This window comes from Curtobacterium sp. PhB190 (assembly GCF_004365385.1).
Lineage (GTDB): Bacteria > Actinomycetota > Actinomycetes > Actinomycetales > Microbacteriaceae > Curtobacterium.
This window is the reverse complement of sequence record NZ_SODN01000004.1, coordinates 245,098-259,939: the sequence shown is the minus strand read 5'-3', so window position 1 is coordinate 259,939 and position 14,842 is coordinate 245,098. Positions and strand designations below refer to the sequence as shown.

Annotated in this window: 15 protein-coding genes; 4 read left to right on the top strand and 11 right to left on the bottom strand. The window is 71.4% G+C overall.

Features of this window, described 5'->3' with window-relative positions; all coding sequences use genetic code 11:
* Positions 1 to 3 precede the first annotated feature (3 nt).
* Positions 4 to 585, top strand: a complete 582-nt coding sequence (locus EDF47_RS08565) for a hypothetical protein (protein WP_133936779.1) — start codon at positions 4 to 6, stop codon at positions 583 to 585.
* Positions 586 to 634: 49 nt separating this feature from the next.
* Here EDF47_RS08565 and EDF47_RS08560 read toward each other — a convergent pair whose 3' ends face one another.
* The 7 genes from EDF47_RS08560 to EDF47_RS08530 all read right to left on the bottom strand — a co-directional run bounded on the left by EDF47_RS08560 (position 635) and on the right by EDF47_RS08530 (position 9,173).
* Positions 635 to 2,287 carry an ABC transporter ATP-binding protein gene (locus EDF47_RS08560; protein WP_133936781.1) on the bottom strand — a complete coding sequence of 551 codons (1,653 nt, stop codon included), beginning with the start codon at positions 2,285 to 2,287 and terminating at the stop codon, positions 635 to 637.
* Complete coding sequence (locus tag EDF47_RS08555; protein WP_131878487.1) at positions 2,284 to 2,835, bottom strand: MarR family transcriptional regulator; 552 nt, start codon at positions 2,833 to 2,835, stop codon at positions 2,284 to 2,286. The genes EDF47_RS08560 and EDF47_RS08555 overlap by 4 nt, the downstream gene beginning before the upstream one ends.
* Positions 2,832 to 4,241, bottom strand: a complete 1,410-nt coding sequence (locus tag EDF47_RS08550; RefSeq protein WP_243834029.1) for a serine hydrolase — start codon at positions 4,239 to 4,241, stop codon at positions 2,832 to 2,834. The genes EDF47_RS08555 and EDF47_RS08550 overlap by 4 nt, the downstream gene beginning before the upstream one ends.
* 84 nt (positions 4,242 to 4,325) lie before the next feature.
* A complete protein-coding gene (locus EDF47_RS08545; RefSeq protein WP_133936783.1) occupies positions 4,326 to 5,216 on the bottom strand; it encodes an ABC transporter permease in 891 nt (296 codons plus the stop codon).
* Positions 5,213 to 6,154, bottom strand: a complete 942-nt coding sequence (locus EDF47_RS08540; protein WP_133936785.1) for an ABC transporter permease — start codon at positions 6,152 to 6,154, stop codon at positions 5,213 to 5,215. Before EDF47_RS08540 ends, EDF47_RS08545 begins: the two co-directional genes overlap by 4 nt.
* On the bottom strand, positions 6,154 to 7,575 hold the full coding sequence (locus EDF47_RS08535) for a M14 family zinc carboxypeptidase (protein WP_133936787.1): 1,422 nt from the start codon (positions 7,573 to 7,575) through the stop codon (positions 6,154 to 6,156). The genes EDF47_RS08540 and EDF47_RS08535 overlap by 1 nt, the downstream gene beginning before the upstream one ends.
* Positions 7,576 to 7,586: 11 nt before the next feature.
* Entirely contained in the window at positions 7,587 to 9,173 is a 1,587-nt protein-coding gene (locus EDF47_RS08530) for an ABC transporter substrate-binding protein (protein ID WP_243834028.1), read from the bottom strand.
* A gap of 158 nt (positions 9,174 to 9,331) precedes the next feature.
* On the opposite strand from EDF47_RS08530, the gene EDF47_RS08525 reads away from it, so the two are divergent.
* Positions 9,332 to 9,985, top strand: coding sequence for an FMN-binding negative transcriptional regulator (locus EDF47_RS08525; protein ID WP_133936789.1), 654 nt, complete (start codon positions 9,332 to 9,334; stop codon positions 9,983 to 9,985).
* Positions 9,985 to 11,451 carry an amidohydrolase family protein gene (locus tag EDF47_RS08520; protein WP_133936791.1) on the top strand — a complete coding sequence of 489 codons (1,467 nt, stop codon included), beginning with the start codon at positions 9,985 to 9,987 and terminating at the stop codon, positions 11,449 to 11,451. The genes EDF47_RS08525 and EDF47_RS08520 overlap by 1 nt, the downstream gene beginning before the upstream one ends.
* Before the next feature lie 6 nt (positions 11,452 to 11,457).
* On the opposite strand, the gene EDF47_RS08515 is transcribed toward EDF47_RS08520, so the two are convergent.
* The 3 genes from EDF47_RS08515 to EDF47_RS08505 are packed head-to-tail and all read right to left on the bottom strand — an operon-like array spanning position 11,458 to position 13,525.
* The gene (locus tag EDF47_RS08515; protein ID WP_133936793.1) at positions 11,458 to 12,387 is read right to left on the bottom strand and encodes a DNA-formamidopyrimidine glycosylase family protein; all 930 of its coding nucleotides are present in this window, start codon (positions 12,385 to 12,387) and stop codon (positions 11,458 to 11,460) included.
* 9 nt (positions 12,388 to 12,396) lie between these two features.
* Positions 12,397 to 12,894, bottom strand: coding sequence for a ribose-5-phosphate isomerase (locus tag EDF47_RS08510; RefSeq protein WP_123293994.1), 498 nt, complete (start codon positions 12,892 to 12,894; stop codon positions 12,397 to 12,399).
* Positions 12,895 to 12,916: 22 nt separating this feature from the next.
* Positions 12,917 to 13,525 (bottom strand): XRE family transcriptional regulator, encoded by a 609-nt coding sequence (locus EDF47_RS08505; protein WP_123673322.1) that lies wholly within the window; start codon positions 13,523 to 13,525, stop codon positions 12,917 to 12,919.
* On the opposite strand from EDF47_RS08505, the gene EDF47_RS08500 reads away from it, so the two are divergent.
* Positions 13,524 to 14,051, top strand: a complete 528-nt coding sequence (locus tag EDF47_RS08500; protein WP_131878477.1) for a GNAT family N-acetyltransferase — start codon at positions 13,524 to 13,526, stop codon at positions 14,049 to 14,051. The two genes, EDF47_RS08505 and EDF47_RS08500, sit on opposite strands and share 2 nt — an antisense overlap.
* A 36-nt stretch (positions 14,052 to 14,087) precedes the next feature.
* On the opposite strand, the gene EDF47_RS08495 is transcribed toward EDF47_RS08500, so the two are convergent.
* A complete protein-coding gene (locus EDF47_RS08495; protein WP_133936795.1) occupies positions 14,088 to 14,753 on the bottom strand; it encodes a DsbA family protein in 666 nt (221 codons plus the stop codon).
* Between the last annotated feature and the right edge of the window lie 89 nt (positions 14,754 to 14,842).

The following is a 14,842-nucleotide window of genomic DNA, read 5'->3' as shown; positions in this document are numbered from 1 at the left end:
GGCATGCAGAACATCACGGGGGTTCGGGTGGTCTCGGCCGCGGCGGTCGTCGCAGCGGTCGTGTTCGGGGCGCGCGGACTGGTCGGGACGATCTGGCTCGCGCCGTGGGACCTGCCGAACGGGCTGCTCCTCGTCGCCACGGCGCTCGCCGGGCTGGCAGGCGTGGTCGTGCTCGTCGCGGCGGTGCGGGCGAAGGACCGACGGGCGCTCGCGTTCGCGGTGTCGGTCCTGGCGTTCGCGCTCCTGTGGCCCGCGCCGGGTTGGGCTACCGCGGTGCTCGTCGTCGTCGCGCAGGGTGCACTCGTGGCGTTCGGCGTGCTGACCGTCCGGAACGAGGACGGCGTGCAGCGGGCCATCGGCTGGGTCGTCACCGTGGCGGCGTCGCTGTGGTTCGTCACCGCGCTGCTGTCGAACGCGGTGCTCCTCACGGCGCTGCCGCAGGAGGCACTCGGCATCGCTTTCTCCGTCCCGGGGCTGCTGCAGACCGTGGCCTACCTGGCGGCGACGGTGCTCGTCGCGGTCCCGCTCCTGCGTCCGGTGGGCCGGGGCGTGAACGCGCTCTGGGCCTCGGCCGAGGTGCGCTGACTCCGCAACGACGCCGAGACCGCAGGGCCGCTGAGCCGGCGAGCGCCCCTCAGCCGGCCCGTGCCGCCAGGCGCTCGGATCGGCGCACTGCCTGCTCGTCCGGGTCCGGCACCGGCGCGGCCTGGATGAGTCGACGCGTGTAGGGGTCCTGCGGCGACCGGAGGATGGCGTCGCGACTCCCCTGCTCGGCGACCTTCCCACCGTGCAGCACGACGACCCGGTCGCACAGCGTGTCGACCACGGCCAGGTCGTGGGTGACGAACAGGCACGCGAAGCCGAGACGTTCCTGCAGCTCGCGGAAGACGTCGAGCACCCGGGCCTGCACCGAGACGTCGAGGGCGCTCGTCGGCTCGTCGGCGATGAGCAGTGCGGGGTCGAGTGCGACGGCGCGGGCGATCGCGACGCGCTGCCGTTGTCCGCCGGAGAGCTCGTGCGGGAAGCGCTCGCGGTACCCGCCGTCCAGGCCGACGTCGGCGAGCAGCCGCTCCACACGTTCGTCGATCTGGGCCGACGGCAGGCGCAGGATCTGCCGGAGCGGCTCGGCGACGGTCTGTCCGACCGTGTAGCGCGGGTTGAGCGACCGGAGCGGGTTCTGGAAGACCACGCCGACGTGTCGCCGCATCTCCCGGCGCGCTGCTCGCCGGGCGACTGCCACGTCGGTGCCCTCGACGACGACCGAACCGGACGTGATCGGTGCGAGCCCCACGGCGGCGCGGCCGATGGTGGTCTTGCCGCTGCCGGACTCGCCCACGAGTCCGACGATCTCACCGCGACCGACCGTGAACGACACGTCGTCGACCGCGCGGAACCGCCCGCGCAGCGCACCGCCGTACTCGACCACGAGGTGCCGGACGTCGAGGACGACCGACGGGGCCTCCGTGACGGGGTCGACCCGCGCCTCCCGGCCGACCTCGGTGCCCATGCGTGGGACCGCAGCGAGCAGGTCGCGGGTGTAGTCGGCGGACGGTGCGGCGAAGACCGCGGCGACGGTGCCCGTCTCGACGACGCGACCGCGACGCATGACGACCACGCGGTCGGCGATGTCGGCGACGACGCCCATGTCGTGGGTGATGAGGAGGATCGCGGTGCCGGTGCGTTCGCGCAGCGCACGCAGGACGTCGAGCACCTCGGCCTGCACCGTGACGTCGAGTGCGGTCGTCGGCTCGTCGGCGATGAGCAGGTCGGGGTCGGCGGCGAGCGCCATCGCGATCATCACCCGCTGCGCCTGTCCGCCGGAGAGCTCGTGCGGGTACTGGCCGAGCCGGCGTTCGGGTTCCGGCACCTCGACGGCACGCAGGAGCTCGAGCGAACGGTGCCGGACGGCGGCGCGGTCGTGCGAGGCGTCGGCGCGGCGGACGGCCTCGGCCAGCTGGAACCCGACCGTGAACACCGGGTTGAGCGCGGCCGACGGGTCCTGGAAGATCATCGACACGCTGCGGCCGCGGACCCCGCGCAGGGTGCGTTCGTCGGTGCCGAGCACCTCGAGGTCGCCGAGCCGGATGCTGCCGGAGGAGCGCGCGCCGTCCGGCGCGATCCCCATCGCCGTCATCGCGGTCATGCTCTTGCCGGATCCGGACTCCCCGACGACGGCGACGACCTCGCCGCGGCCGACGGTGAACGAGGCGTCGTCGACCGCGCGGACCTCGGCGCCGTCGACGTCGAAGGTCACGGACAGGTGGTCGACGGTCAGGACGTCGGTCATGGGGTCTCCGAGCGGTCGGTGCGGTCGCGGGCGGCCTTGAACGCCTCCCAGTCCTCGAGCATCTTGTGGTGGTGGCCCTGCAACCACTGCATGTAGTCGCGGCCGTTGAGCAGGCGCTCGCGGACCTCGGCGTCGACGTCGCCCGCCCCGGTGCGGCCGGCGTGCTCGACCACCGCCAGGCCGTGTCCGATGATGTCGCGCTGCCGGTCGAGGTACTTCCGTTCCCCGGCGAGCCAGGAACCCCAGACGTCGGCCTCGGCGCGGAAGTAGTGGCTGCGCTCGCCGGCGACGATCTGCCGCTTCACGAACCCGGAGTCGACGAGCCGGCGCGTCGCCATCGAGACCGAACCCGAGCTGGCGCCGAGGGCGCGTTGGAGATCGGCGGAGGACGAGTGCGGCGCGCGGGTCATCATGAGGTAGCCGAGCACGCGGGCGTCGGTGAGCGCCATGCCAGCACCGTCGTTGAGCATGAGGGCGAACTCCTCGACGAACGCCTGACGCTCGGGTTCGAGCACGACGTCGTCGCGCCCGACACCGTCGTCGCTCACGGTGCCAGCCCTGCCGCGACCTCGGGCGACTCGGTCGGGATCGTCCACGGTTCCTCGGTCATGCCACCACCGGCGCGGATCGACCGGACGGTACGGTCGGCGTCGCGCGTGAAGGTGATGTCCTCGTCGATCGAGCCGAAGCGGTTGCCGTGCGTCATCCGGAGCGTGTCCGCGTCGACGACCTCGAGTCGGGTGGGGGTGTCGAGCGGTTCCGGTCCGGACGGGTCGACCTCGACGAGCCGGTCGCCGATCCGGGCGATGTCGCTGACGCCCCACGGGTTGGCGAAGCGGCCGGTGTAGGCGGTGGTGTCGACGTCGTCGGGCACGGGGGTGCCGGGCGCGGACGTGTCCGCCGCGGCGTCGAGCATCTGCACGATGGCGGTGGCGATGAGGGTGGCGGGACCGGCGGCGGCGCTCGTCAGCACGGACACGACGAGTCCGGATGCCGGGTCGAACAGCGACTGCGTGATGTGCCCGGGGAACCCGCCGGAGTGACCGCGGACCTCGCGGCCGCCGATGCGGTCGACGATGAACCCGGCGCCGTAGCCGCGGGCGGCCGGGTCGTCGGTGGCGCTCCAGGCCTTGCGCTGCGCGAGTCGCTTCGAGTGGTCGTCGAGCAGGCTGCCGGCCCCGATGACGTGCTGCGAGAAGTACTTGACCAGGTCGGAGGCGGTGCCGTGGAACCCGGTGGCGGCGGCCATGGCGTGGGTGTCCACGTGGTCGATGCGCTGCCGCTGCCGCGCGGTGTGGAACCCGGTGTAGCCGACCACGAAGTCGTCGGCGCGCGTGGGGTCCCAGTCGGGGCCGGTGTTCCGCAGGCCCAGGGGTTCGGTGATCGACTCGCGGACGAAGTCGTTGTAGGACTGCCCGGAGACCGCGGCGATGACGAGCCCGAGCAGCGAGTAGCCGAGGTTCGAGTAGTTGAACGACGATCCGGTGGGGACCTTCTGCCCGCGGTCGAGCACGAGTGCCAGCAGCTCCTGCTCGTCGGGGAACGGGCGCAGGAGCGACCAGTAGTCGCCGTCGTGGCCGTCGCGGATGACCCCGGCGCCCATCTCCATGAGCTCACGGATCGTGGCGTCGGCGAGCGGGGAGCCGCCGTCGACCAGCGCCGGGATGTACGTGCCGACGGTGTCGTCGAGCCGGAGCGAACCGCGCTCGGCGAGCTGGAGCAGTGCCGTCGCGGTGAAGGTCTTCGAGTGCGAGGCGATGCGGAACAGGTCGGTGGTGGTCAGGCGGCGCCCGGCCTCGACGTCGGCGTAGCCCCAGGCTTCGTCGAACAGCACCTCGCCGCCGAACCCGATGGCGACCTGCACGCCCGGCACCCGCAGCTGCCAGACCTTGTACGACACCCACTCGTGGATGTAGGGCAGGGTCTTCCGGTACGCGGAGAGGGTGTCGGTCACGGTGGTCCTTTCGAAGGGCGGTGGTTCGAGTCTGGCGCGTCGGTCGCGACGGTGCCCACCGCGACGCGGCGTGCACCGTGGAGGTCAGCGCCGACGCGGGTCGAGCGCGGCGCGCAGCGTGTCGCCGAGCGCGATGACGGAGAGCACCGTGACGGCGAGGAACGTCGCGGGTGCGATGAGCATGTGCGGGGCGCGGAGGAACTGCGACGTCGCGGCGGAGAGCTGCAGCCCCCACGAGATCGCCGGGCTCTCGAGCCCGATGCCGAGGTAGGTCAGCGACGACTCGGACACGATGACGCCGCCGACGGTGATGGTCGCGAGCACGAGCAGCGGCGAGATCGACGACGGCAGCACGTACCGGGTGGTGATCCGCCAGGTGGACAGCCCCATCGTGCGGGCGGCGAGCACGAACTCGGCGTTCCGCACGCTGCGGACGCTCGACCGCACGAGCCGGGCCATCGTCGGCCACCCGAACAGCGCGAGCACGAGCGACACCGTCAGCACGGACCGCTCCCCCACGCTGTTGAGCACCACGACGGCGCCGAGCAGGAACGGGAAGCCGAGGAACACGTCGGTCAGGCGGGCGAGCACGGCGTCGACCCAGCCGCCGACCATGCCGGCGATCGTCCCGACGACGACGGCGACCATGCCGGCGAGCACGGTGGTGAGCACCGCGACGGCGGTCGACGACCGGGTGCCGTACACGACGTTGGCGTACACGTCGCAGCCCTGCAGGTCGAAGCCGAACGGGTGTCCGCTGGTCGGCGAGGCGCCGCTCTGCCCGAGGTCGCACACCCGGGGGTCGCCGTGGCCGAACAGTCCGGCGAACAGCTGCGGGAACGACGCGATGAGCAGCACGACGACCAGGACCGAGGCGGGCACCCAGAAGCCCGGGGTACGGGCCGCGGCCAGCAGGGGTCGTCGTCGGCCGCCGACGACGGGTTCGACGGTGGCGCTGAGCGCTGAGGTGGTCATGCGGCTGCTCCGGTCCGGACGCGGGGGTCGAGGGCGGCGTGCAGCAGGTCGACGAGCACGCTCGTGACGAGGAACACCAGGATGAGCGCGGTCGAGATGCCGACGACGACGGCGCCCTCGTGCGACCGGATGCCCTGGAACAGCAGGTTCCCGACCCCGGGCAGGTTGAAGATGCCCTCGATGATCACGGTGCCGCCCATCAGGTACCCGAGGTCGGTCGCCAGGTAGGTGGCGGTGGGGATGAGCGAGTTCCGCATCACGTGCACGCCGACGATCCGACCGGGTGCGAGCCCCTTGGCCCGTGCGGTCCGGACGTAGTCGGCGTCGAGCGTCTCGATCATCGAGGTGCGGGTGAGCCGGGACACCGCGGCGAGCCCGAACAGCGCGATGACGAACGCCGGCAGGATGTACGCCGTCGGCCAGCCTGCGGTGACGCCGGCGACCGGGAACCAGTGCAGCCGCACCGAGAACACCAGCTGCAGGGCGACGCCGAGGACGAACACGGGGATCGCACCGACGACGATGGTGCCGACCAGCACCGTCTTGTCGAGGGCGGTCCCGCGCTTCAGGGCGGAGAGCACCCCGAGCCCGATGCCCAGGACGATCTCGAGGGCCCACGCGGTGAGCGCCAGGGTGATCGTGACGGGCCACCGCGAGGCCATCTGCTCGCCGACGGACTGCCCGTTGAAGTCGGTGCCGAAGTTGCCGCGGAACAGCCCGCCGACGTACTGCACGTACTGCAGCCAGAGCGGCTGGTCCAGGTGGTACTCGGCCCGGAGCGTGCGGACGACCGCGTCGCTGAGCGGCCGGTCGCCGCCGAGCGCCCGGATCGGGTCACCGGGCAGCGCGAACGTCATCGCGTAGATGAGGAACGTCACCCCGAGGAACACGATGGCCAGGCCGCCGAGCCGGCGACCGACGGCGAGCGTCGGACGCATCACGCGCCTCCCGACACGGCCGCCGACACCGGACGGGAGGCACGGGTCGGGTCCGCACTGTGCCTTCCGTCGTCGCCTTCGGCGACGTGGCTCGCGCAGGCGAGGATCGCCCCGTACTGCACCCCCACCAGTTTCCGCACCGGGATCGGGTCCGCCTCGGTGGCGGCGTCGGCCTGCCAGTGCGCGTAGCGCTCCGCCAGGCGGTCGCGCAGGCGCCGGAGCGGCGCGGACGCCGTACCGGCGGTGGTCTCCGCCTCGAACGCGCGCAGCAGCATGCCGCCGTAGCGCAGCCGGAAGCAGCGGACCAGGTCCTCGCAGCCGAAGCGCTCCGCGACGGTGGCCCGCCGGTCGGCCGGCTCCCGGTCGGCCCGGCGGCGGTCGGTGTCCGCCGTGCCGACGAGCATCGGCACGAAGGCCCGCGACGCCTCGAGGAACGGCGACTCGATCGACAGCATCGGAGACGCCTCGTCGAGCAGCTGCTGGAGTTCCTCGCCCGAGGCGCCGAGCTCGGCGGAGCAGCGCCGCAGCAGGTCGGCGTAGGACTCGTCGGTCGGGGTCTGGTCGTCGGCGTCCGGGTGGCTCCAGTACGGCAGTTCGGCCACCATGCACAGTGCTCCGTGCCGCATCGCCCACGCCGCACTCGACGCACCGTGGATGTGCTCGCCCGGGTCGACCCCGAGTCCTTCGAGGTAGTCGTACGCGGTCTCGATCCCGTCCATCGCGAACACCGCGGGGGCGAGTTCGCGCAGGAACGGTGACTCGGGCTCCCCGGTGTCGAGCGGCAGCCCGAGCGCGGCGGGGACCGCGTGCAGGGTGTCGACGACGTCGGGCAGGTCCTCGGACAGGTAGTAGTAGACCCCGCCCATCTCGCCGTTGTGCAGCGACACCAGCAGGTCCGGCTCGGTGTCGTCGATGAGCCGCATGAACGCGAGCGTCTCCGGCAGCACCTGGTCGAAGTACACCGACTTGTGGCTGTTCGGGAACGTCCACTCCACCTGGCTGTCCGGTGCCGGGCGGTAGAAGTGCCGCGAGTAGAACACCCGGTCGTGCGGGTCATGGAACCACGCCTCGTTGAGCCGCATGCCGTCCGGGTCGATCGTCGGGACGATGTGCCAGGTGACGTCGAGCGCACGGGCGTCGTCGTCGGTGAGCACCGTCTCGGCGAGGTGCAGGGCCGTCCACGAACCGATCGGTTCGTTCGGGTGCACGCCGCCGACCACGACGGCGGCGTGCGACCCGGTGCCGATCCGGTAGGAGTGCAGCGGTTCACCGAGCCGGCTGGTGCCGATCCGGGTGACCGTGACCTGGTCCGGGTGCGCCGCGGCGAGCGCGTCGAACCGGGCGTGCAGGTCGTCGACGAGCGGGAAGCCGTCGTGGTCGGGGACCTCGGCCGCCAGGCGGAGGATGGTGCGCTGGTCCATGTGGTGGTGCCCTACTTCACGGCGATCTGCGCGACGACCGGGCTGCCGGCGACCGCGGGGAGCTTCGTGACCTTGTCGCTCGTGACGTACGAGTACTTGTCGAAGAAGGTCGGGACGACGGGGAAGTCCTCGAGGACGGCCTCCTGCGTCTTCGTGTAGTACTCGTTCGCCTCGTCCTGCGAGCCGGCCGAGTCGGCCTTCGCGAGCAGCGCGTCGACGGTGTCGGACTGGTAGTACCCGGTGCAGGGCGAGCAGCCGCCGGCCAGGGTGAACAGGGCGCGGAGGGTGTTCTGCTGACTGATGTACAGCGCACCCCAGTGACCGAAGTGCGGGCCGGCGACCTTCTTGTCCGTCAGCTCGGAGTAGTACGAGGCCCAGTCGGTGGTGGCCTTCGCGACGGTGTCGACGCCCAGGTTCTGCCGGATCTGGTTGGCGTACGCCTCGTAGAGCGAGTCAAGGCCGCTGCCGCCGGGGTAGACGAGCGTGATCGTGCCGTCGAAGCCGCCGGACTTCGCCAGGAGCTTCTTGGCCGCCGCGGGGTCGAACTCGCACGCGTCGCCGCAGATGCCCTCTTCGGTGCCGGACATCGACGGGGGCGTGAGCGCGGTGGCGGGTTCGTACAGGCCGCCGTAGATTGCCGTGTTCACCTCGTCGCGGTCGATCGACATCGAGATCGCGCGACGGACGTCGGGGTCGGAGTACCGGTCGTCCCAGAGCGGGAAGCCGAGGTAGTCGATGCCCGGAGCGTCGAAGGAGTGCAGGCGGTCACCGAAGTCGGCCTTCGCGCTCGTCATCTTGTCGGTCGGCAGGAACAGCACGTCGGCGTTGCCCGCGAGGACGTCGGTGTAGGCGGTGTTCATGTCCGAGTAGCTCCGGAACGTGACGTCCTTCGTGACCGGCTTCGTGCCCTCGTAGTCCTTCCACGCGGTGACGGTGAACTCCTTGTCCGCCTTCCACGCCGACTGCATCTCGTAGGGGCCGTTCCCGATCGGCTTCTCGTCGTACGCCTTCAGGTCGTCGTAGGCGGCCTCGGGCATCGGGTAGAACGCCGTCTGGGCCTGGCTGAGCTGGAGCGGGAACTGGCTGTCGGCGTGGGTGAGCGTGACCGTGAAGGTGTCCTTGCCGGTGACCTGCAGCCCCGACATCTCCTTCGTCTTCGGGGTGCCCTTCGCCGGGTTGAGGTCGGTGTACCCGACGATCGCGGCGAGCTGCCCGCTGTTCTCCCACGCGTTGGGTCCGTAGGCGACGTGGTTCCAGGCCTTCACGTAGCTCTCCGGGGTGACGGCCTCGCCGTTCTGGAACGTCCAGCCGTCCCGGAGGGTGATGGTCCATGTGGTGGCGTCGTCGCTCTCGACGCTCTTCGCGGCGACGTCGTGGAGCTCGCCCTTCGCGTCGGTCTGCGTCAGCGGCGCGAACAGGCTCTGCACCTGGTCGAACGCGACGGTCTGTCGTCCGGGCGTCAGGTGGTCGGGCTCGCCGGTGGCGTACACCAGGCTCGATCCGCCGGCGGAGTCGGCCGTGCCGCTCGCCGAACAGCCGGTCACCACGAGCGCCAGTGTGGCTGCCGTGGCCAGGGCGGCGATGGTCCTGCGTCGCATGGGGGTCTCCTCGGGTCGTCGTTGATGAGTGAAGCTAGGCCCGTTCGAGCACCCGGCACAATGCTTCTTTCAATGAACTCTGAAACTTTTACCGTTCTGAAACACTCGCGAAACGACAGGTGTCGCGCTCGACCGGGGCCGTGTGCCACGCTCGGACCATGCGGCACACACCCCACTTCCTGATGACGGACGTCGACGAGGTCAAGCGCCTCGTCGCCGGCAACCCGTGGGCCACGATCGTGTCGCACACCGACGCCGGGATCGTCGCGTCGCACTACCCGTTCCTGCTCGAGACACCCGGGCCGGACGACGACCCCGACCAGGTCGTCCTCGTCTCGCACGTCGGCCGCCCCGACGAACTCGCGCACGAACTCGGCCGCCACGAGGTCCTGGTCGTGGTGCAGGGTCCGCACGGCTACATCTCCCCCGCCTGGTACCCGCCGGAGCAGTTCGTGCCGACCTGGAACCACGTCACCGCCCATCTGTGGGGCACGCCGGAGCTGCTGTCCGACGACGAGAACTTCCGGGTGCTCGGCGAGCTCGTCGACCACTTCGAGCGCGTCATGCCCGAGCCGGTGTCCCTCGAGATCGACGAGGAGACCGCGCGCCGGATGGCGAAGGGCACCGTCGGCATCCGCATCCGGGTCACCCGGTTCGACGCCCGTGCGAAGCTCTCCCAGAACAAGGCGCCGGAAGTCGTCGACCGCATCATCGCCGGCCTGCGCGGCGACGGCCCCTACGCGTCGCCGGCGCTCGCCGACGAGATGGAGCGAGCGCACGCTGCGCGCGCTGACGACCGGGAGGCTCGGTGATGGAGAACCTGCTCCGCACCGTCCGCAGGGTGGGCACCTCCGGGGCCCCCGCCGACGTCCGCATCACCGACGGCCTGGTCACCGAGATCGCGCCTGCCGGCACGCTCGACCCCGCCGGCCCCGACACCGAGGTCGTCGACGCCGCCGGCGCCTGGCTCGGCCCCGGCCTCCGCGACCACCACACGCACTTCGACCAGTGGGCCCTGGTGCGCCGCCGCGTCGACGTCTCCGGCTGCGACTCCGCGGAGTCGACCGCCGACCTCCTCGCCGCGGTCGCGCGGACCGGGGTGCCGGACCGCGTGCTGATCGGACACGGCTACCGCGACGGGTTGTGGCCGACCCCCGCACGACGCGAGCTGCTCGACCAGGCCGCACCGGGCCTCCCGACCGTCGTCATCAGCGGTGACCTGCACGCCGTCTGGTGCAACGCCCTCGCGCTCGCGCACTTCTCCGCACTCGTCGGCCGCTCGCTCGAGGCGGGTGACGACGGGATCCTGCGCGAGCAGGACGCCTTCGACGTGACCGGTGCGCTCTCGCAGGTGCCGGACGACCTGCTCGACGGGTACGTCGCCGACGCCGCGGAGGCCGCTGCCGCCCGCGGTGTGACGGGCATCGTCGACCTCGAGATGCGCTTCGGCCTCGACCGCTGGGCGCGCCGGATCCACGCTGGCACCGACGCCCTCCGGGTGTCGTCGGGCGTCTACCCAGCGGAACTCGACGCCGTGATCGACCGCGGACTCCGCACCGGCGACGTCGTCGACCGGACCCGCGGCCTGCTCACGATGGGGCCGTTCAAGGTCGTCACCGACGGCTCGCTCGGCACCCGGACCGCGGCCATGGCCGACGGCTCCGGCGTGCTGGCGTGGGAGTTCGACGACCTCGTCGCGATCACCCGCCGAGCCGTCGACGCCGGACTCGTCCCCGCGATCCACGCCATCGGCGACCGGGCGAACACCCTCGCGCTCGACGTCTTCGAAGCCGTCGGCGCCCGCGGCACCATCGAGCACGCGCAACTGCTCGTCGACACCGACGTCGACCGGTTCGCCAGGCTCGGGGTGGCCGCCTCGGTGCAGCCCGAGCACGCCATGGACGACCGCGACATCGCCGACCGGCACTGGGCGGGCCGCACCGACCGCGCCTTCGCGTTCGCGTCGCTCGCCCGAGCCGGAGCGCGCCTGCTGCTCGGTTCGGACGCCCCCGTCGCGCCGCTCGACCCGTGGATCTCGATGGCCGCGGCCGTGGGACGCGACCGGGACGGCCGCGACCCGTGGCACCCCGCCGAACGACTCTCGGCGCTCGCCGCGTGGCAGGGGTCCACGGACGGTCGGGTCAGCGTCGCGGTCGGCGACGTCGCGGACCTGGTGCTCGTCGAGTCGGACCCGCTGGCGGCGTCGTCGTCCTCGTTGCGGTCGATGCGGGTGCTCGCGACCGCGATCGCCGGACGGTTCACGTACTCAGAGCTCTGAAGCGCGCTACTTCTGGTCCTTCGGGCACCAGTAGAGCTTCCGACCGGCCATGTCGGCCACCCGGATCTCGGTGCCGCACACCCGGCAGGGCTCACCCTGGCGGTGGTAGACCCAGTGCCGGTCCTTGCGCGACCGCTGCGCCTTCTTGTACTCGGCGTCGGACAGGCCGTCCATCGTCATCATCAGGCCGTCGCGGACGCCGTCGCGCAGCAGCTTCGACCAGTCCGCCCACAGCGCCTTCGCCTGCTTGACGGTGATCTTCTTGCCGACCTTGTACGGGTCGATGCGCTGCCGGAACAGCAGTTCGGCCCGGTAGATGTTGCCGATGCCGCTCACCACGGACTGGTCCATGAGCAGCTGGCCGATGGCGACGTTCCGCTTCCGGACGTTGTCCACGAACGTCTTCTCGGCCTCGGGACCGTCGTCGTTCATCGGGTCGGGGCCGAGCTTGTCGAGGGCACGCTGCACCTCGGCCGGGGTCTCCACCACGCAGGCGGTCGGACCGCGCAGGTCGGCGACGGTGTCCTCGGTCAGGATCCGGACCCGCACCTGGCCGACGGGGTCCGGCGGGAAGGACTCGATCGGGTCCTCGACCTTCTCCTGCTCGGCCATCCGGTACCGCGCCAGTCGGGGTGCGCCGATCGACGTGAGGGACTCCTCGCCGTCGTCGTCGGCGGACAGCGCCGTGGCGGTCGACAGGTCGCCGGCGAAGTCCCACGCGCCGTAGAGCCCGAGGTGGACGCGCAGGAACAGGTCGCCCTCGAACTCGAGGAACATCTGCTTCGCCACCGCCCGGGCAGCGATCATCCGCTTGCCGTCGAGCTGCGCGGCCCCGGCGGCGAACCGCCCCTGCGGACTGGACACCTCGCAGCGCTTGCCGACGAAGTGCCGGGTGAACTGGTTGGCGATTCGGTGGACGGAGTGACCCTCGGGCATGGGACCTGTCTACTCGGCCGAGCCGTCGATCTGCTTGCCGGCGATGTGCCCCGTCTGCTCGTACTCGGCCAGCTGCGCGATGCGGCGTGCGTGACGCTCCTCGCCCGAGAACGGCTCGGCGATGAACAGGTCGACGAAGCGGATCGCTTCGTCCTCGGTGTGCTGGCGGGCACCGATCGAGATGACGTTGGCGTCGTTGTGCTGGCGTGCGAGGAGTGCGGTCGACTCGTTCCAGACGAGCGCTGCGCGGACACCCTCGACCTTGTTCGCGGCGATCTGCTCACCGTTGCCGGAGCCGCCGAACACGACGCCGAGCGCCTGGACGCCGGCCCGCTGGTCCTGCACCACGGCGTGCGCGGCGTTGATGCAGAACGAGGGGTAGTCGTCGAGCGCGTCGTACTCGGTCGGTCCGTGGTCCACGACCTCGTGCCCGGCTTCGGTCAGGTGCGTTGCGAGGGTCTGGTTGAACTCGAGGCCGGCGTGGTCCGTTCCGAGGTGGATGCGCATGGAACCGATCCTATTCCTGCGACTACTGCCCCCGGACCACCACGACGACGTACCGCGTGGGCCCCTCGCCCGGGTTCCGGTAGACCACGTCGGCGGGGTCACCGAGCTCGATCCGGTCCCCCGCGGCGAGCCGCGTCGGCTCGCCGCCGACGACGAGCTCGAGCACGCCGTCGACGACCCAGATGCAGTGCCGCAGGAACGCGTAGGCGGACGCCGGGTAGGCCACTTCGCGGCCGGCCGGGAGGCGCACCTCGGTGACGTCCGCGGGGAACGCCGCACTCGAGACCGGACGGCGGCGGTACCCGGTGTCGGGATCGGTCCAGGACTCCGCGGTCGCGCCGCGTTGGATGCCACGTGCGTCGTCGGGGTCGGTCGCCCTGGGCACCTCGTGCTCGAGGGCCTCGTCGAGGAGCTGCGAGATCGTCAGGCCGAAGGCGCCGGAGAGCCGGCCGAGGATCGTCGCGGTGGGGCTCGACACCCCGCGCTCGACGCGGTTGATCATCGCGCGGGAGACACCGGACTCCTCGGCGAGCTCGGTGAGGCTCCACTTGCGTTCGGTGCGCAGGCGTTGGAGGCGCTCGCCGAGGGCCCGTTCCGCGAGACCCGGCTCGTCGTCTACGATGTGAGACATGACGACAGCATATGCGACGAACGGGACGGATCCGGTCGTGGTGCGCGATTGCGGACCCGGCGACCTCGACGTCGTGCACGCCCTGCACGTCGACGCCGTGCTGCACTCCACCGCCATCTGGCAGGAGACCCCGCACCCCCGCGCCTACTTCGACGGCTGGCTGGCCGAGCGGCAGGGCGACGGGTACCCCGTGCTCGTCGCCGAGGTCGACGGCACTGTGGCCGGATACGCCACGTACTCGCAGTGGCGGCCGCACCACGGGTACCGGCTGACCGTCGAGCACAGCGTCTACGTGGTCGAGTCGTTCCGCGGTCGGGGCATCGCCTCGACCCTGATGCGATCGCTCGTCGAGCGGGCGACCGCCGAGGGCCGGCACGTCATGATGGCCGGGATCTGCAGCACGAACACCGGGTCGATCGCCCTGCACGAGAAGCTCGGGTTTAGCACGGTCGCGGTCGTGCCCGAGGTCGGGCGCAAGTTCGACCGCTGGCTGGACCTGACGCTCATGCGCCTGCCGCTCGCCTGACGCGAGCCGAGGGGCGGGGGCGAGCCGCGCCTCCCGTCAGTCGGTGGTGTCGAAGACCGGGCCGACGGTGCGCGAGCGCTTGAGCTCGAAGAAGCCGGGGTACTTCGCCACGGCGACGACGCCGTCCCACAGGTCGAGCGCTTCCTGGCCCTTGGGTGCCGGGGAGATGACCGGGCCGAAGAACGCGGTGCCGGCGACGGCGATGACGGGCGTGCCGACGTCCTGTCCGACGCGGTCGATGCCGTCCTGGTGGCTGACGCGCACGGCGGCGTCGACCTCGTCCGTCCAGGCGTACTCGAGCAGGTCGGCGTCGAGGCCGAGCTCCGCGAGCACGGCGGGGACCACCTGGTCGGGGTCCTGCTCCTGGCGGTGGTGGATGTGCTCACCGAGGGCGTCGTAGAGCGGCTTCACGATGTCCTGGCCGAGCCGGAGCCGCGCCGCCGTGACGATGCGCGGGTAGAGCTGCCCCTTGTGGATGCGCTCGCGGTACTCGTCGGGGATGTCCTGGTCCTCGTTCAGGACGAACAGGCTCATCACCTTCCACGTGACGTCGAGGTCGCGGTGCTCGGCGACCTCGCCCACCCAGCGGCTCGTCATCCAGGCCCAGGGGCAGTTCGGGTCGAACCAGAACTCCACGGTGGTGCGTTCGGTCGGGTGTTCCGTCGTGTGTTCCGTCGTCTTGTCCACAGTCGTCTCGCTCACGCTCCGAGCGTACGCGGCGTCGCTAGGCTGGGGATGACCGTCCCGCCGGTGCACGACGCCGTGCCGGGACTCCCCCTCGCGGACCACGA

Excerpts from the sequence above, each read along its gene's own strand:
- EDF47_RS08565 (WP_133936779.1), top strand. The coding sequence starts at position 4 with ATGCAGAACATCACGGGGGTTCGGGTGGTCTCGGCCGCGGCGGTCGTC.
- EDF47_RS08560 (WP_133936781.1), bottom strand. The coding sequence starts at position 2,287 with ATGACCGACGTCCTGACCGTCGACCACCTGTCCGTGACCTTCGACGTC.
- EDF47_RS08545 (WP_133936783.1), bottom strand. The coding sequence starts at position 5,216 with ATGACCACCTCAGCGCTCAGCGCCACCGTCGAACCCGTCGTCGGCGGC.
- EDF47_RS08540 (WP_133936785.1), bottom strand. The coding sequence starts at position 6,154 with ATGCGTCCGACGCTCGCCGTCGGTCGCCGGCTCGGCGGCCTGGCCATC.
- EDF47_RS08535 (WP_133936787.1), bottom strand. The coding sequence starts at position 7,575 with ATGGACCAGCGCACCATCCTCCGCCTGGCGGCCGAGGTCCCCGACCAC.
- EDF47_RS08530 (WP_243834028.1), bottom strand. The coding sequence starts at position 9,173 with ATGCGACGCAGGACCATCGCCGCCCTGGCCACGGCAGCCACACTGGCG.
- EDF47_RS08525 (WP_133936789.1), top strand. The coding sequence starts at position 9,332 with ATGCGGCACACACCCCACTTCCTGATGACGGACGTCGACGAGGTCAAG.
- EDF47_RS08520 (WP_133936791.1), top strand. The coding sequence starts at position 9,985 with ATGGAGAACCTGCTCCGCACCGTCCGCAGGGTGGGCACCTCCGGGGCC.
- EDF47_RS08515 (WP_133936793.1), bottom strand. The coding sequence starts at position 12,387 with ATGCCCGAGGGTCACTCCGTCCACCGAATCGCCAACCAGTTCACCCGG.
- EDF47_RS08510 (WP_123293994.1), bottom strand. The coding sequence starts at position 12,894 with ATGCGCATCCACCTCGGAACGGACCACGCCGGCCTCGAGTTCAACCAG.
- EDF47_RS08500 (WP_131878477.1), top strand. The coding sequence starts at position 13,524 with ATGACGACAGCATATGCGACGAACGGGACGGATCCGGTCGTGGTGCGC.
- EDF47_RS08505 (WP_123673322.1), bottom strand. The coding sequence starts at position 13,525 with ATGTCTCACATCGTAGACGACGAGCCGGGTCTCGCGGAACGGGCCCTC.